Source organism: Bacillus sp. FJAT-45066 (genome assembly GCF_002335755.1).
Classification (GTDB): domain Bacteria; phylum Bacillota; class Bacilli; order Bacillales; family Bacillaceae_I; genus Bacillus_CD; species Bacillus_CD alkalisoli.
On record NZ_NISQ01000001.1, the window covers coordinates 331,668 to 348,685 of the forward strand.

The 17,018-nt window shown below is 36.7% G+C and carries 17 protein-coding genes; 15 read left to right on the plus strand and 2 right to left on the minus strand.

The genetic code is table 11. From position 1 onward, the window contains the following. Positions 1-202 precede the first annotated feature (202 nt). From nadE to yajC, 9 genes are all read left to right on the plus strand, one after another. Positions 203-943 (plus strand): NAD(+) synthase, encoded by a 741-nt coding sequence (nadE, locus tag CDZ92_RS01605; RefSeq protein WP_096153215.1) that lies wholly within the window; start codon positions 203-205, stop codon positions 941-943. A gap of 95 nt (positions 944-1,038) precedes the next feature. Further along, complete coding sequence (locus CDZ92_RS01610) at positions 1,039-1,815, plus strand: YhcN/YlaJ family sporulation lipoprotein (protein WP_176483681.1); 777 nt, start codon at positions 1,039-1,041, stop codon at positions 1,813-1,815. A gap of 178 nt (positions 1,816-1,993) precedes the next feature. Beyond that, entirely contained in the window at positions 1,994-2,569 is a 576-nt protein-coding gene (locus CDZ92_RS01615; protein WP_096153217.1) for an intercompartmental signaling factor BofC, read from the plus strand. Between the two features lie 668 nt (positions 2,570-3,237). Further along, positions 3,238-3,846: a Holliday junction branch migration protein RuvA gene (ruvA, locus tag CDZ92_RS01620; RefSeq protein WP_096153218.1), complete on the plus strand. Its 609-nt coding sequence runs from the start codon at positions 3,238-3,240 to the stop codon at positions 3,844-3,846. A gap of 15 nt (positions 3,847-3,861) precedes the next feature. Continuing rightward, a complete protein-coding gene (ruvB, locus tag CDZ92_RS01625; protein ID WP_096153219.1) occupies positions 3,862-4,863 on the plus strand; it encodes a Holliday junction branch migration DNA helicase RuvB in 1,002 nt (333 codons plus the stop codon). 14 nt (positions 4,864-4,877) lie between these two features. Continuing rightward, entirely contained in the window at positions 4,878-5,060 is a 183-nt protein-coding gene (locus CDZ92_RS01630) for a DUF2905 domain-containing protein (RefSeq protein ID WP_096156873.1), read from the plus strand. A 300-nt stretch (positions 5,061-5,360) separates the two neighbouring features. Then, positions 5,361-6,389 carry a tRNA preQ1(34) S-adenosylmethionine ribosyltransferase-isomerase QueA gene (gene queA, locus CDZ92_RS01635; RefSeq protein WP_096153220.1) on the plus strand — a complete coding sequence of 343 codons (1,029 nt, stop codon included), beginning with the start codon at positions 5,361-5,363 and terminating at the stop codon, positions 6,387-6,389. A gap of 27 nt (positions 6,390-6,416) precedes the next feature. Then, complete coding sequence (gene tgt / locus CDZ92_RS01640; protein WP_096153221.1) at positions 6,417-7,556, plus strand: tRNA guanosine(34) transglycosylase Tgt; 1,140 nt, start codon at positions 6,417-6,419, stop codon at positions 7,554-7,556. Between the two features lie 45 nt (positions 7,557-7,601). Then, complete coding sequence (gene yajC / locus CDZ92_RS01645; RefSeq protein ID WP_096153222.1) at positions 7,602-7,862, plus strand: preprotein translocase subunit YajC; 261 nt, start codon at positions 7,602-7,604, stop codon at positions 7,860-7,862. A gap of 74 nt (positions 7,863-7,936) precedes the next feature. Here the strand turns inward: yajC and CDZ92_RS01650 are convergent, their stop codons facing one another. Continuing rightward, on the minus strand, positions 7,937-8,317 hold the full coding sequence (locus tag CDZ92_RS01650) for a TIGR04086 family membrane protein (RefSeq protein WP_096153223.1): 381 nt from the start codon (positions 8,315-8,317) through the stop codon (positions 7,937-7,939). A 123-nt stretch (positions 8,318-8,440) separates the two neighbouring features. On the opposite strand from CDZ92_RS01650, the gene CDZ92_RS01655 reads away from it, so the two are divergent. Beyond that, positions 8,441-9,727, plus strand: coding sequence for an ArsB/NhaD family transporter (locus CDZ92_RS01655; protein WP_096153224.1), 1,287 nt, complete (start codon positions 8,441-8,443; stop codon positions 9,725-9,727). A 126-nt stretch (positions 9,728-9,853) separates the two neighbouring features. Continuing rightward, complete coding sequence (locus tag CDZ92_RS01660; RefSeq protein ID WP_227521446.1) at positions 9,854-10,510, plus strand: DUF421 domain-containing protein; 657 nt, start codon at positions 9,854-9,856, stop codon at positions 10,508-10,510. 460 nt (positions 10,511-10,970) lie between these two features. Here the strand turns inward: CDZ92_RS01660 and spoVB are convergent, their stop codons facing one another. Beyond that, a complete protein-coding gene (spoVB, locus tag CDZ92_RS01665) occupies positions 10,971-12,518 on the minus strand; it encodes a stage V sporulation protein B (RefSeq protein ID WP_096153225.1) in 1,548 nt (515 codons plus the stop codon). Positions 12,519-12,642: 124 nt separating this feature from the next. On the opposite strand from spoVB, the gene CDZ92_RS01670 reads away from it, so the two are divergent. From CDZ92_RS01670 to CDZ92_RS01685, 4 genes are all read left to right on the plus strand, one after another. Beyond that, positions 12,643-12,924: a post-transcriptional regulator gene (locus CDZ92_RS01670; protein ID WP_096153226.1), complete on the plus strand. Its 282-nt coding sequence runs from the start codon at positions 12,643-12,645 to the stop codon at positions 12,922-12,924. Positions 12,925-13,061: 137 nt separating this feature from the next. Continuing rightward, complete coding sequence (gene secDF, locus CDZ92_RS01675; RefSeq protein WP_096153227.1) at positions 13,062-15,320, plus strand: protein translocase subunit SecDF; 2,259 nt, start codon at positions 13,062-13,064, stop codon at positions 15,318-15,320. A gap of 246 nt (positions 15,321-15,566) precedes the next feature. Next, complete coding sequence (locus CDZ92_RS01680) at positions 15,567-16,463, plus strand: cation diffusion facilitator family transporter (RefSeq protein ID WP_096153228.1); 897 nt, start codon at positions 15,567-15,569, stop codon at positions 16,461-16,463. 179 nt (positions 16,464-16,642) lie between these two features. Then, positions 16,643-16,921 (plus strand): LapA family protein, encoded by a 279-nt coding sequence (locus CDZ92_RS01685; protein ID WP_096153229.1) that lies wholly within the window; start codon positions 16,643-16,645, stop codon positions 16,919-16,921. Positions 16,922-17,018 lie beyond the last annotated feature (97 nt).

The window sequence follows — 17,018 nt, forward strand, 5'->3', positions numbered from 1 at the left end:
CATAACTACGGTTCGTTTAGTGAAAAACGAAAGCTGTAATATCGATTATGTTTTATGTTTGTACTTTATTTATTTCTCAAATAAGAATTATTTGGTATCATTCGTTTTTCATATAGTAATGAAATAGTATGAAATTCACTCAAATGGGTATAGGTAATGAAAAGCATTAATCTAGTCATATACGTTGGAGGGAATACATCACATGGAAGAGAAAATTTCGAAGTTAGTTATGTGGTTACAAGAAAGAGTAAATGTTGCTGGATTGAACGGTTTAATTGTTGGTGTAAGTGGTGGAATCGATTCCGCAGTCGTGGCTCATTTAATTAAAAGAGCGTTCCCAAATAATTCATTAGGCGTTATTATGCCTTGTAAAAGCAACCCGAAAGATGAAGAATATGCATTAGAAGTAATTAATAGTTGTGGAATTGATCACGTTTTAGTTGATTTAACAGAAACACATACAGTCCTATTTAATGCGATGGAAGAACAATTAAAGGCTAAAGGGGAATGGAACGAGGAAACGGCGAGATTAGGCGATGCAAATACCCGTGCTCGTCTACGTATGACAACATTATATGCTGTTGCAAATAATTACGGCTATTTAGTAGTTGGAACGGACAATGCTGCTGAATGGCATACAGGTTATTTTACAAAGTTTGGTGACGGTGGAGTGGACTTAGTACCTTTAGTTCATTTAACGAAAGGCGAAGTACGAGAAATGGCAAAAGTTTTAGGCGTACCTGAATCTGTTATTACAAAGCCACCAAGTGCTGGTCTTTGGGAAGGTCAAACAGATGAAAACGAAATGGGAACAACCTATGACATGATTGACAACTACTTAAAAGGGGAAAAAATCCCTGAAAAAGATAAAGCCATTATTGACAGACTGCATGGTCGTTCTGCGCATAAACGCGAACTAGCTTATGCACCACCTAAATTTTAACTTGGGGTTAACTGCCATCTATAAAAATCCCCTTATTATGTCAAGCTAAGGTAGAACACGACTATGTGTTCAAGACATGTGAGGGGGTTATTACATTGAGGAAGTCAGTGCTTACATTAACTTCTTGTGCCCTATTGCTTGGTGGATTAACGGCATGTGGAGGAAACGCTGGAAATCAAGCTGCCGATACACGTTATTATGACAACTCTAGGCCAATTGGGTACTATACAAGTGAAAACAACCCTTATGCACCTAATCGTGCGAACAATTTCGGTACAAAAAATGTAAATACACGTGGAAATCAAAATGTTGACCAACGTGGCAATGCATACCGTATTGGGGATAACGATGGTCCATTAATTGAGATTATGGACCGCGCAGTTATTAACGGTGACCGAAATGCAAATTTAACAAATCCTACTGTTCCACTTGCAAATGAAGATCGTGGAATGTTTGGCCCAAACGATAATAGATACAGTCGTAGTGATAGAAACTATCACCGTCATTTAGATGGTACAAATGTAGGTGCTAGACCGTCTTATTACAACAATTACAATGGTGCACTTTCTGAACAATTAGCGGAACGTGCTTCCACTGTAAGAGGGGTAGAAGATGCTAGAGCGATTATTTACGGCAACGATATAATGATTGCGGTGGAACCTCAAGAAGGATTTAGTGACGCACAAGTAACACGTGATGTTCGTCGTGCTGTACAACCGCTAATTGGAAATAGAGATTGTCGTGTAGTAGCAGACCAAAGTACGTTAAATCGTATGAGTCAAGTCGATAATGATTTGCGTGATGGTGGTCCTGTAGAACGTTTAAACCAAGATATACGTAGTATGTTTGATACCATTACTCCTGGTCGATAACCATACTTGAAAAGAACAGCTTTTATAGCTGTTCTTTTTTTATAGTTAAAATTACCTCTTTTTACCTCTAAATACCCAATTTCAAAAATTCTCCAAAAATCTTGGATAATCCTTCTATTTTTGGTCAAAATAGAAAAAGAATTTAAAGATAATCTAAAAAGAATGTGAGGGGGAAACAATGAAACCCATCATTCCAAAACAAATAATGATCCTTTTTGCTGCTTTTGTAGCGATGTGTGGAATGCTTTACACTGCCCTAGTTTTAACGGAAGCAGTAGAACAAGAAGCGGAACCAAATGATTATTTGTTTCAACATCATAAAAACGAAGCATATGAAGTAAATGGACCTTTAACTTTACGCGTTATTTTGGAAAGAATATATATTGATGGTGAAGTAAGTGAAGAAGTTATTGAAGAAACAATATGGGCAATGGAAGATTTCTGGGCTCAATATGAGGATTGGCTATTAGTCGATCAAGACGAGGAACAAGTTGTTTTTTTACAGCATATAGATGATATTTCTCCATTACTTAAAACGAACGGATATTTTGGGATCTCGGAAGACGGTATTCTCACTATCTATGATGGAAAGCCTACGGAAGCAACAAAAATAATTCAGTCTTTTTTTCAAATTGATGTAGGTAAATTAGAAAGTCATCAACATATAAAATTAAAAACGGGTATTAAAGTAATGTCAAAACATGAATATGAAGAAGTAATAGCAACATTCAAACCATATTCTTCTCTACAATAAACAAAATTTTATATTGGGAATTAACTGTTGATGTTCACTGTAGGTGCTCGCTTTCCGCGGGCGGTAAAAAGGAAGGTTATTTTCACTGTCGTGAAAAAACCTACTCCTCGGCGCAAGCGCCTGTGGGGTCTCACTTAACACGCTTTCCCGCAGGAGTCGAGCACCTGCAGTGAACATCAACAATATATATTTTAGAATTGGTTTGTCGTATTATAATCTTCTCAAATTCTAACTTAATTAATTTTGGCTAGCGTAAACTGCTGGCCTTTTTTTGTTAAGTTCTTTTTCGTATACTATTCTTTAAAAGTAAGTTAAAAGTAGAACATTACCGCAGGCACTTGCTTTCCGCTGGGAGGAAGACGAGCCTCCTCGACGTACCGTCTGCGCGGTCTCGCCCTTTCCTCTATGTCCCGCAGGAGTCAAGTGCCTTCCGCTTCAATCCACTATAGTTTTTAAATAAAGTCAATGATCAACCCTTTTTTTACGAAAAGGACCTATCAATGTTTATGTAACAAACAAAATATACAAATGAAAGACTACAGTGAACAGTAACAGTTTCAATCCCTGTTTCTTATATTAAAACGAAATCATTCCTTCTACCGTACAAACGTTCTAAGATTATGGTAAAATGTTAAACAGACATTACGTTGATTGGAGAAGGATAGATTTTGATCGAATTTGTTAAAGGCTACGTAGATTTTGTAAGTCCCGAATATGTTGTTTTAGATGTAAATGGAATTGGTTATCAAATACATGCACCAAATCCATTCATCTATCAAGTAAATAAAGAAAAAGCTATTACGATTTATACATACCAGCACGTAAGAGAAGATATTTTAGCTCTATACGGCTTTCATACAAGAGAAGAAAAAAACTTATTTTTAAAACTTTTAAATGTTACAGGAATTGGTCCAAAAGGTGCACTAGCAATTATTGCTACAGGACAGCCAAACCAAGTCGTACAAGCAATAGAAAATGAAGATGAAAAATTCTTAACGAAATTCCCTGGAGTCGGAAAAAAGACAGCTCGCCAAATTATATTAGACTTAAAAGGCAAACTGAACGATATTGTACCAGCTGCAATGCCTAACCTTTTTCAACAAGACGTCGAGTTATTTCCGCCTAGTGAGCAGCCTGCTTTAGATGAAGCATTAGAAGCGTTAAAAGTGTTAGGGTACGGTGATAGAGAGATTAAAAAAGTTGTCCCAGCCCTTCAAAAAGAAAATTTAACAACAGATCAATATGTTAAGAGAGCGTTACAGCTCCTCCTCAAATAAAGGGGTGAAAATAGTATGGATGAACGAATGATTTCTCAAGATGCCAATAGGGAAGACCAGTCGCTAGAATTTAGCTTGAGACCGCAAAATTTAAAACAATATATTGGGCAAGATAAAGTAAAAGAAAATTTAGAAGTATTTATTGAAGCGGCAAAGCTAAGGCAGGAAACGTTGGACCATGTTTTACTTTACGGACCTCCTGGGCTAGGTAAAACAACATTAGCTGCGATTATTGCTAACGAAATGGGGGTTCAACTTCGTACAACAGCAGGACCTGCGATTGAAAGGCCTGGTGACTTAGCTGCGATATTAACTGCTTTAGAGCCAGGTGATGTGTTGTTTATTGATGAAATTCATCGTCTGCACCGTTCCATTGAAGAAGTATTATATCCGGCAATGGAAGATTTTTGTCTCGATATTGTAATAGGAAAAGGTCCAAGCTCTAGGTCTGTGCGCTTAGATTTGCCACCGTTTACGTTAGTTGGTGCAACAACAAGGGTTGGTTTATTAACAGCACCATTAAGAGACAGGTTTGGTGTTTTAAGTAGGTTAGAGTATTATAATGAAGCTCAACTAACAGAAATTTGTATTCGAACAGCGCAAATTTTAGAAATTGGGATTGAAGTGAAGGCTGCATCTGAAATTGCAAGAAGAGCCCGTGGAACACCGAGGATTGCAAACAGGTTACTTCGTAGAGTGCGTGACTTTGCGCAAGTTTTAAAGAAAGAAGCAATAAGTGAATCACTTGCAAAAGAAGCGTTAGATCGCTTGCAAGTAGATAAATTAGGTTTAGATCATATTGACCATAAACTTTTAACAGGTATAATGGAAAAGTTCCGGGGTGGACCTGTGGGAGTGGATACAATCGCAGCCACCATTGGTGAAGAGTCACATACAATTGAAGATGTGTATGAACCGTATTTATTGCAAATTGGGTTTTTACAACGAACACCAAGAGGTAGAATTGTAACAGCTTTAGCTTACGAACACTTTGGGCTGGAGGTGCCACAGCAGTGATAGAATTACCAAAGATGTTAATGGTAATAGGCGGAGTTCTATTGTTAATTGGACTCCTTTGGCAAGTAATCGGAAGAATTCCAGGTGACATTGTCATGAAAAAAGGAAACTTTACCTTTTATTTTCCCATCGTAACGTCTATTATTATCAGTGTTGTATTAAGTTTAGTATTTTATTTTATTGGAAGAGTGCGTTGAAATAATTTGAATTAAAAATACAAATGAAGTTGATGTTCGTGGTAGATGTGAGACTCCTCGAAAATGCATCCGCATTTTCTTCGTGCGTAGAATCTCAAGGAAGCCCTCATTGTCCTGCGGGAGAAGCGTGATAAGGGAGACCTCGCAGACGCTTGCGCCGAGGAGTAGGTTTTTTCACGACGGTGAAAATAACCATCCTTTTTACCGCCCGCGGAAAACGAACATCAGCCATGAACATCAACGGTTAGTATCCAATAAATAATATAGATTAAGATTAAAGCGAAAAGGTGAACATTTTTTATGAAAATAGATCTATTTGATTTTCATCTACCAGAAGAACTAATTGCACAAACACCACTATTAGACCGTGAAGCATCCAAGTTAATGGTATTAAACAAAGAGTCTGGAGAACTAACACACGAACCATCCTTTCGTTCCATTTTACAATATGTAAAAGAAGGGGACTGCTTAGTATTAAATGACACAAGAGTATTACCTGCACGACTTTTCGGTGTAAAAGAAGAGACAGGCGCAAAAGTAGAAGTGTTATTACTAAAGCAAACAGAAGGTGAAACATGGGAAACGCTTGTGAAGCCTGCCAAAAGAGTAAAAGTAGGTACAGTGCTCACATTTGGTGACGGCAGACTTAAAGCTGTTTGTGTTGGAGAAAGTGACCATGGAGGACGTCATATCGAATTTCAATACGAAGGAATTTTTTATGAAGTTTTAGAAGGATTAGGTGAAATGCCATTACCTCCTTACATAAGAGAACAATTAGATGACCAAGAACGTTATCAAACAGTTTTTGCTAAGGAAAGAGGTTCTGCTGCAGCTCCGACAGCTGGCTTGCATTTTACAGAAAAGCTACTGGATGAGCTAAAAGAAAAAGGTGTCCATATTGCCTTTATTACGTTACATGTAGGACTTGGTACGTTTCGTCCAGTTAGTGTGGATGATATTTTGGAACATGATATGCATGCAGAGTTTTATCAAATGTCAGAAGGTACGGCTAGATTGCTAAACGATGTTCGCGCAAATGGTGGAAGAATAATTTCAGTTGGAACGACTTCTACCCGTACGTTAGAAACAATTGCATCCGAACATAAGGAGTTTAAAGAAGCTAGCGGTTGGACAAACATATTTATATACCCTGGTTATGAATTTAAAGCAATTGATGGAATGATCACAAATTTCCATTTACCTAAATCAACACTCATTATGTTAATTAGCGCATTAGCAGGTAGAGAAAACGTATTACATGCTTATGAAGCAGCGGTTACAGAACGTTATCGATTCTTTAGCTTCGGCGATGCAATGTTGATCTTATAGAAATAGAAAAGTAAGAAGGAGTTAACTATGTCAGCTATCAGATATGAATTAATTAAAACGTGTAAACAGACTGGAGCTCGTCTTGGAAGAGTTCATACTCCACACGGTTCGTTTGAAACACCGGTATTTATGCCGGTTGGGACGCTTGCAACTGTAAAAACGATGTCTCCAGAAGACTTAAAAGCAATGGATGCTGGAATAATATTAAGTAATACGTACCATTTATGGCTACGTCCTGGTCACGAAATAATTCGTGAAGCTGGTGGATTGCATAAGTTTATGAATTGGGACAGAGCTATTTTAACTGATTCAGGTGGATTCCAAGTTTTCAGTTTAAGTGAATTTAGAAAAATTGAAGAAGAGGGCGTTCACTTCCGCAACCACATGAATGGTGATAAGTTATTCTTATCTCCAGAAGGTGCGATGGATATTCAAAATGCATTAGGTTCTGATATTATGATGGCATTTGATGAGTGTCCACCATTTCCCGCAACACATGAATATATGAAAAAATCTGTGGAACGTACAAGTCGTTGGGCAGAGCGTTGTTTACAAGCACACCAACGTCCACAAGACCAAGGGTTATTTGGAATTGTGCAAGGTGGAGAATATGAAGATTTACGTAAGTTAAGTGCACAAGACTTAATTTCCATGGACTTCCCTGGGTATGCAATTGGTGGTTTATCTGTAGGAGAGCCAAAAGATATTATGAACCGAGTACTAGAGTTTACAACTCCACTACTCCCTAGTAGTAAGCCTCGTTATTTAATGGGAGTTGGCTCACCAGACTCATTAATTGATGGTGCTATTCGTGGGGTAGATATGTTTGACTGTGTACTTCCAACTCGTATTGCTCGTAATGGTACATTAATGACAAGTGAAGGCCGATTAGTCGTGAAGAATGCAAAATATGCACGTGACTTTGGTCCACTTGATCCAGAATGTGATTGCTACACATGTAAAAATTATAGTCGTGCGTATATTCGTCACTTAATTAAATGTGAAGAAACATTCGGAATTCGACTTACAACTTATCATAACCTTCATTTTCTGTTAAAATTAATGGAGCAAGTTCGTCAAGCTATCCGTGAAGATCGTCTTGGTGACTTCCGCGAAGAGTTTTTTGAAAAATACGGTTTTAATAAACCTGGAGCAAAAAACTTTTAGTATGATATTATAAATGTAGATTATTATTGAAAGGGGGTTAGAAATATGGAACTATTAGGTGTTATTTGGCCATTACTATTAATGTTCGCGATTTTCTATTTCTTACTAATTCGTCCTCAGCAAAAGCGCCAAAAAGCTGTACGTGAAATGCAGACAAGCCTTGCAAAAGGAAATAAAGTTGTAACGATTGGTGGCTTACACGGTATCGTTGATGCATTAGACGAAGACAAAGTTGTAATTAAAGCTGGAGATGGTTCACGTCTTACATATGATCGTGCTGCAATTCGTGAAGTAATTAGCGAATAATCTATTCTAGCAAACAAAAAAACCGAAATCGGCCAATGGCTGTTTCGGTTTTTTCTGTATTGAAAAGGTAGCATTTACGCTCTTGAAGAAGTTAAATTAACTCCAATAATTCCACCAAGTGCAGCGACAGCTACAAAAGCTGTGTGGAAAAATAGTTGTGACATCGTAAATAACATATCATTCCCTAAGTATTGAAATAAGAAAATTACTAGCGTATACATTCCACCAGTTGCTGCACCAAGTAACCAGCCCTTTTCTTTTCCTTTTCCGCCAGAAACAAATCCGCCAATAAACAAAGCAACAAATGAAAGTGCAAGGATTATCCACGCAACGGATGCTTCTTGTAATGAAGTAAACCTTAATAATGTTGAAAATACTAAACCTGTTAAAATGGCAATAACAAAAATCGTCACAACCCCAAACATAACTGCATAACCAAGTCGTTTAGATTCCATTTATTTTCCCCTCCCTAAAAAGTACATGCTCTGTAATACAAGCATATTCATGTCCAAAAATTTTTAGAATACAAATATTTTCATGGACATGCATCATATGATGTAAAGAGGGGAGAGGGACACATGTTTACTACGTTAGCATTAGCTATCTTTGTTATTACTTACATTGTTATTATGTCTGAAAAGTATGATCGTGCGTTAATAGCCTGTATCGGAGGAGTGGCAATGCTACTTGCAGGGGTGTTAACAACGAAAACTGCTTTTCTCAAATATATTGATTGGAATACAATTGCTTTACTATTTTCCATGATGGTTATTGTAACGATTACGAGTAAAACAGGTATTTTTGAATATATGGCAATTCTCCTAGCAAAAGTAGTGAAAGGAAGGGGAATTCCGCTTTTATTTGCCATATCTCTATTAACCGCTATAGGCTCTGCATTTCTTGCTAATGTAACTACTGTTTTATTGCTAGTGCCTATCATTTTGACCTTAACTAAATTCTTAAAATTACCGGCCATTCCTTATTTGATTTCTGTTATTTTGGCCTCTAACATTGGAGGTACTGCAACATTAATAGGTGATCCGCCAAACACCATGATTGGTCAAGCAGTTGAACATTTGAATTTTAACGACTTTTTGTTTCATTTATCACCAATCGTTATCATTATATTTTTCGTTACGATGTTCGGTTTAATTTTATTGTACGGCAAAAAACTACACGTTCAAAAGAAAGAGCAAGAAGAATTACGAAAATTGAAAGCGGCAAATTATTTAAAGTTAGATGCAACTTTAATCAAATCTTTATCTATATTAGTTATTACGATTGTAGGTTTTATGTGTCATACATTTTTAAATGTAGAGCTAACAACTGTAGCGATGGCAGGAGCACTTTTGTTATTACTTTTAACTCATGATGTTAATGCGCCTGAGGAAGTGTTAAAACAAGTAGAATGGGGTACATTGTTCTTTTTTATCGGCTTATTTTTATTAGTAGGTGGAATGGAAGAAGTGGGTATAATCGATGAACTAGCACGAGGTATGATCTACGCTACGGAAGGAGATTTGCCAACAACCGCTATTTTTATTTTATGGCTAACAGGTATATTGTCAGGTTTTGTGGACAATATTCCATTTGTAGCAGCGATGATACCAGTAATAGTTGAGTTTGAGGACTATGGGATGACAAACTTAGATCCATTATGGTGGTCGCTTGCACTTGGAGCTTGCCTCGGAGGAAATGGGACGCTTTTAGGTTCATCTTCTAATCTTGTCGTGGCAGGGCTTGCTGCAAAATCAAATAATGGGATTCATTTTGTACAATTTATGAAAATTGGTATTCCAGTTGTGGTCGTTTCGCTTGTACTTTCAACGGTTTATATCTATTTCAGATATTTAATTCATTTTTAAAATCCACATGGAAAATGCTACAAAACATTATTTCTTCCAATGAGTTCATACTAAAAATAACCTTTGCTGTTAGATAAATTTTTGACATATGAAGGAACCTTTCGAATTTCAAAGGAGGCCTTTTCATTGGATGATGTTTTTATTATTATAGCCCGGACTATTTTCTTATATATCGTAATCCTGTTCATCTTTAGAATTATGGGGAAGCGGGAAATTGGGGAACTAAGTATATTAGACTTAGTTGTATTTATCATGATTGCTGAAATGGCAGTAGTGGCTATTGAAAACCCTCAAGATAAAATGTGGCATACACTGTTACCAATTTTTCTTTTAGTAAGTATTCAAATTTTGTTGGCTTTTCTTTCGTTAAAAAGCCAAAAATTTAGGGACATCATTGATGGAAAGCCTTCGGTAATTATTAATAAAGGTAAAATTGATGAAAAGGAAATGAAAAAGCAGCGTTATAATTTTGATGACTTATTAGTGCAATTACGTGATAAAAACGTAAAAAATGTAGCGGATGTGGAGTTTGCAATATTAGAGCCTTCCGGGAAGTTATCTGTCATTGAAAAAGATAAAAAGAAGTCAAAAAAGAAAGAACCAACCTTGAATTTACCGTATGTTATGGACGGAACTATCCAAGAGGACAATCTAAAAACAGACAACAAAACAAATTTATGGTTAAGACAAGAACTAAGAAAGCTTGGTTACAAAGATATTAAGAAGATCTCTTATTGTAGTTATGATAATGGTGTATTTTTTATTGACCTAAAAGACGAATAAAAGAGCACGATTTCTTATTCTAACTAGAAATTGTGCTCTCTTTAATTTTATTAGTGGTTCAGTTTTTAGATAGACTTTGAAAGCTTTATGAAGTTCAATCACAAGTTTTTTTGGAGCCATAATGAACTTCATCGGGCTTATGAAGTTCAATCACACCTTTTTTTGGAACCGAAATGAACTTCATCGTGCTTATGAAGTTCAATCTCAAATTTTTTCAGAGCCATAATGAACTTCATCGTGCTTATGAAGTTCAATCACAACTTTTTACAGAGCCGAAATGAACTTCATCGTGCTTATGAAGTTCAATCACAACTTTTTTCAGAGCTGGAATGAACTTCATCGTGCTTATGAAGTTCAATCACAACTTTTTACAGAGCCGAAATGAACTTCATCAGCCATATGAAGTTCATTCACAACTCCTTTCAAAGTCAAAATGAACTTCACAAAACAGACCTTTTCATTATCGTACAAATTTCTTCAAAAACGGTATTCTTGCAAGTTCTTCTTTTTTAACTAGACCAAAAATTAAAAGTAAAAGAATGTAAAGTAGGATGGTAATGGTTACAAACAAAATACTCCTTGTTCCGATAGATGCACCTAGGAGAAGGTGTCCGTACATCCATTTCCCGCTAAAGACACATATCCCCATTGTAATAAAGCTTTTTACATAATCTCTAACATAAAAAGTGTAAGATAACACTTTCATAATCGTCGCCATGTGTAATACTGTAACAAGCACTATCCCAATTACAATCGCAAGTGCGGCACCCATTATACCAATCTGTGTTGCTAAAATAAAGATTAGAGCTGTCTTAATAACTGCACCAATTAAACTGTTAATCATCGCTGCTTTGGCTAGATCAAGTGCCTGTAATGTTGCTTGTAATGGTCCTTGAAAATAATAAAATAAGAAAAACGGTGCCATAACTTTAATGTAAATGGCAGAATTACTTGTGCCATACATTAACAACATGATTGGATCAGCATATACGTACAGCAAAACAACGGCAATACCTCCACTTACAAAACAAAGTCGTAATGCTTGTTGAAGTCTATGTTCAATAAGTAACGTATTTTTTTTCGCTGCAGCCTCACTAATAGCAGGAACTAACGATGTTGATAAGGAATAAGTAATAAAGGAAGGTAGCAAAAGTAATGGCAAAGCAAATCCTACTAGCTCTCCATACTGTTTTGTTGCAACGACGGTAGCAACACCAGCGATTGCTAAACTTTGAGCAACAACAATTGGTTCAAAAAACCATGCAATAGACCCGATCATGCGGCTTCCTGTTGTGGGTAGGGCTATTTTCATGAGTTCGTTAAATGTTTGCTTTCCTTCACCGACAAAAGTAAAGAACTTTTTACGTAATCGGAATTTCTTTTTCGTTTTGAACATGAAAAGCATATATAGAAGGGACATTAATTCCCCGATAACAGCTGATAACATGGCACCGGCTGCGGCATACTCAATTCCGTATGGTAACAATGCTTTTGTAAAGGCAGCTACTAAAGAAATACGTACAACTTGTTCTATAACTTGGGAAATGGCAGACGGCTTCATATTTTGTTTTCCTTGGAAATAACCGCGCAGAACCGATGAAATAGCAATGATAGGTACAACAGGTGCAATTGCCAATAACGGATAATACGTTCTTGCATCAGTAAAAAGATGATTTGATAAATATGGTGCCAAAAGAATCATGGCTGGAGTGAAGATAAGACTTAACGTACCAGTAGTCGCTAAAGAGACGACTAAAATCTTTTTTACTTTACGTCTGTCCCCTTGAGCTTCCGCTTCCGCAATAAGTTTCGAGATGGCGACAGGTAAACCTAATTGAGTGATGGTAATGGTTAAAACGAGAGTAGGTACAGCCATCATATACAAGCCGACCCCTTCTTCACCGATGAAGCGGGCGACAACTATTCGATTAATAAACCCTAAAATTCTCGTAATAAACCCTGCAAAAATAAGGATTAATGTTCCTTTAATAAAGGTTTGTTTTGTCATTAGTTTCCCTGCCTTTATTTAAAAAGTTTTCATCATAAATGTGAATCAATACGTACTACCACTATATGCTTGTACATTGGCCAAGCATGACAAGTATAGGAAAAAACAAAGGAGGTATTTATTTATGGGGACAAAAAAAGAACATGCATACGATTTGTTTCGTTTTGATTTAGAGCCTGTTTTACAAAGTAAAATGGAAGAGTTTCATATGCTAGGGTACGACAAAGTGACAGTAGGTGACGTATGGGAGTGTATGACGAAGAAAAAATGGAAAAAGCCAGAATCAAAACAGTTACACGAATTAGTATCGGATGTATACAGATTGAAAATTGTGGATTACATGAGTTACATAACGATTGAAGCATATAAAGCACCTAACTATTTTGAATCGGTAAAAGATTCGTGATATGTCTTTAAGTGTCTAATTGACACGTGTTGTTAGTTGTTTCATAATGAGAATATTAGTTTTATTTGAACTTATACATACTTTACATGCAGCGATTGAAAAGTGGTTGTACACATCGAAGGAGGATTTAAGACAATATGGTTAAAAGAGGCCGGATTGTTGCGTTCTTTTTGCTTCTAATTTTATTAGCAAGTGTAATTGGAACGACGGCAAACCCGATTACGAAAGAAATTAAGCTAGGGTTAGATTTACAAGGTGGTTTTGAAGTACTTTACGAAGTTCTACCATTGCATGATGAAGACGAAATTAATCACGAAGTATTATCGAGTACTGTTAGTGCCTTAAATAAACGTATAAACGTTATTGGTGTAAGTGAGCCAAGGATTCAAATCGAGGGTGACGATAGAATTCGTGTGCAGCTTGCAGGTGTTGACGATCAAACAAAAGCACGTGAAATCTTATCTACAGAAGCAGTATTAACGTTCCGTGATGTGAATGACAACGTGTTGTTAGATGGTGCAGACCTTGTGCAAAATGGTGCAAGACAGTCGTTTGATAGTCAAACAAATGCTCCGATTGTAACGTTGAAATTAAAATCTGCAGAAAAATTTGGCGAGGTTACAAGAGACGTATTAAATATGGGTGTGGGTCAAAATCGGTTAGTTATTTGGCTTGATTTTGACGAAGGTGACTCTTATCAAGCGGAAAGAGGACAAGCAGAACCTAAGTTTCTATCAGCCCCAGTTGTAGAAAGAGTTTTAAACTATCAAGACATCCAAATTAATGGTGACTTTACTATTCAATCTGCTCAAGAGTTAGCAGACTTGTTAAATGCAGGTTCACTGCCTGTTCAGTTAGAAGAAATTTACTCTACATCTGTTAGTGCACAGTTTGGTGAAACAGCACTACAAAAAACAGTGTTTGCTGGTATTGTAGGGATAAGCTTAGTGTTCTTATTTATGTTAGTGGTATATCGTTTACCAGGTATGGTTGCGGTAGTAACATTAAGTGCCTATATTTTCTTCATTTTAGTAGTGTTTAACTGGATGAATGCGGTATTAACATTGCCAGGTATTGCGGCCCTTATTTTAGGGGTCGGTATGGCCGTTGATGCCAATATTATTACGTATGAGCGTATTAAAGAAGAAATAAAACTAGGAAAATCGACCATGTCGGCATTCCGTGCTGGTAATCGTAACTCCTTGTCCACGATTTTAGATGCGAATATTACAACACTATTAGCAGCAGGTGTTATGTTCGTTTATGGTACAAGCTCTGTTCAAGGGTTTGCGACGATGTTAATAACAAGTATTTTATTAAGCTTCTTAACTGCTGTTGTAGGTACACGTTTCTTGTTAGGACTTTGGGTTAATAGCCGCTTCTTAAATGATAAGCCTGGATACTTCGGAGTGAAAAAAGAAGAAGTGCTAGATATTAACCAAACTACAGATGATACGGAGCCACCGAACCGATTTACTGGTTTAGATTTCGTAAAACATCGCAAAAAGTTTTTCATGTTCTCTGGTGGAATGATTGTTGTTGGTATTTTATTGTTAGCATTTTTACGCTTAAACTTAGGGATCGACTTTGTAAGTGGTACTCGAGTGGAAATAATGGCGCCAACTTCCTTAACTGCTCAAGAAGTAACAGAGGAATTATCAACTATTAATTATGAACCACGAGATGTTGTATTGGCAGGTACTAATAATGAAATTGCAGTTGCTCGTTTCTTAGATGAATTGAATCAAGTGCAAATTGCAGAGATTAAAGATCATTTTGAAGCGAAGTATGGAATTGAACCAAATATAAGTACCGTATCTCCAACGGTAGGAAGAGAACTGTCGATGAATGCATTCATTGCAGTGTTAATAGCTTCAATCGGAATTATTATTTATGTAACAATCCGATTTGAATGGTTGTTTGCAGCTGCGGCAATCGTTGCCTTGTTCCATGACGCGTTCTTTATTTTAGCATTCTTTAGTTTAGTTCGACTCGAGGTGGATATTACATTTATTGCTGCCGTCTTAACAATTGTCGGTTACTCGATAAATGATACGATAGTAACCTTTGACCGAATACGAGAAAACTTAAAGAAGAAGAAACGTTTGAAAACATTCGATGACTTAGCTGAAGTCGTAAATAAAAGTTTACAACAAACGCTTGTCCGTTCATTAAATACAGTAGGCACAGTAATCATTGCTGTTTTAGCGTTACAGTTCTTAGGAAGTGAATCTATTACAAACTTTGCTGTAGCACTATTAATTGGACTAGTTGTTGGTACGTATTCTTCACTATTCCTAGCTGCTCAATTATGGTTAGTGTGGAAACATAAACAGTTAGAAAGACAAAAAAGAAAACCTGTCGTAACAGACGAAGACCCAGAACCACAAGTTTAATACACATACAAAACACCGCAGCTTTACAGGCGGTGTTTTGTTTTGTGAAAATATTACAGGTGCCAGGCACTTTTAAACTGTTTGTAACATAAATTATTTGATTGAATATGGTGAATCATAAGTTGTGTTAAGAGAATATTTCAAGTGCCTGGCACCTGTAAGGAACCTGTAATATTTGTGCAATATTGGGATGGTTTAGGGTACAATATGAAAAGAGTAAGTTTTGTGAGGGAAGGGTGAGTGCAGTTGGATCGTGATGAGCGGTTTAGAAAGGCCGAATTTGCCGCAATGGTCGGGATTGTAGGGAATATTATCCTTGCGGTACTTAAAGCTGTTGCAGGGGTACTTGGAAACAGTAGAGCGCTAGTAGCGGATGCTGTTCACTCAGCTTCTGACGTTGCTGGTTCCCTTGCCGTTTACATAGGGCTAAAAGCAGCTAAACAACCACCAGATGAGGACCATCCTTACGGGCATGGGAAGGCTGAAAATATTGCGGCCATTATAGTAGCAGTGCTTTTATTTATCGTAGGTGTAGAAATCGGGAAATCTTCATTCCAAGCCTTTTTTATGGAATTAGAGCCTCCAAATATGATTGCCGTGTATGCTGCGATCATTTCGATTGTTTCGAAAGAAGCAATGTTTCGTTACAAATATAATTTAGGAAAGAAAATAAAAAGTGATGCCATTATAGTTAATGCATACGAGCATCGATCAGATGTGTATTCTTCTATCGCAGCCTTAATTGGTATCGGTGGAGCTATCATTGGTGGATATGTAGGAATAGAATGGTTAGTTTATTTAGACCCGGTAGCAGGAATTGCAGTTGCTTTACTTATTTTAAAAATGGCATGGAAACTTGGTGCAGAATCGATTCACAATACGATGGACCATGTTTTACATGCGGAAGAAACAGAGGAGTTTAAAGACATTGTTAAAACAATGCCCGGTGTTCTTCGTTTGGATGAACTTCATGCACGTGAACATGGGCACTATATTATCATTGATCTGAAAATTTCAGTCGATCCCGATATTACAGTAGAACAAGGTCACCAAATCGGTAAAAAAGTTAAAGGTAAATTAATGGAAAATATAGAAGTACAAGATGTTTTCGTCCATATAAATCCATATAATGATGATAACTGAGTGAGTTTCATAATGTACAATTACTAAACGAAAAACGAATATTAAACCTATTCTTTCAGATAATTAATGTTTTATTTCAAACGTTATTTAATTATAATAAACTTAACATTAGTTTTTCACTAAACGAACAGTAATTATGAAATTGATTCAACTAGAAAAAATTAAAGGGAGGTTACCGAATGCGTGCTCAATGGTATATACTTGCTGGTCTGATTTTTGCTATTATCATCGCGATCTTTGCTGTACTAAATGTTGCACTAGTGGAAGTAAACTATCTTTTCGGAAAGGCAGAGTGGCCACTAGTCTTAGTTATCTTGTTTTCTACCCTAATGGGGGGAGTTATTGCTGGTACATTTGCGATTTATCAAATGATGAAAATAAAAAAAGAGAATACGAATACACCAAGCTTAAATTATTCAGAAGAAGAACAGACGGTAGTTGAATCACAAGAGAAGTAGTAGCCTCGGCTATTACTTTTTTTTATTCCCAATTCCTAATCCTCCATTGATGGGACGTTCTCACTCTAGTATAATGAGGAAGGCTAAAGGGGGAAGA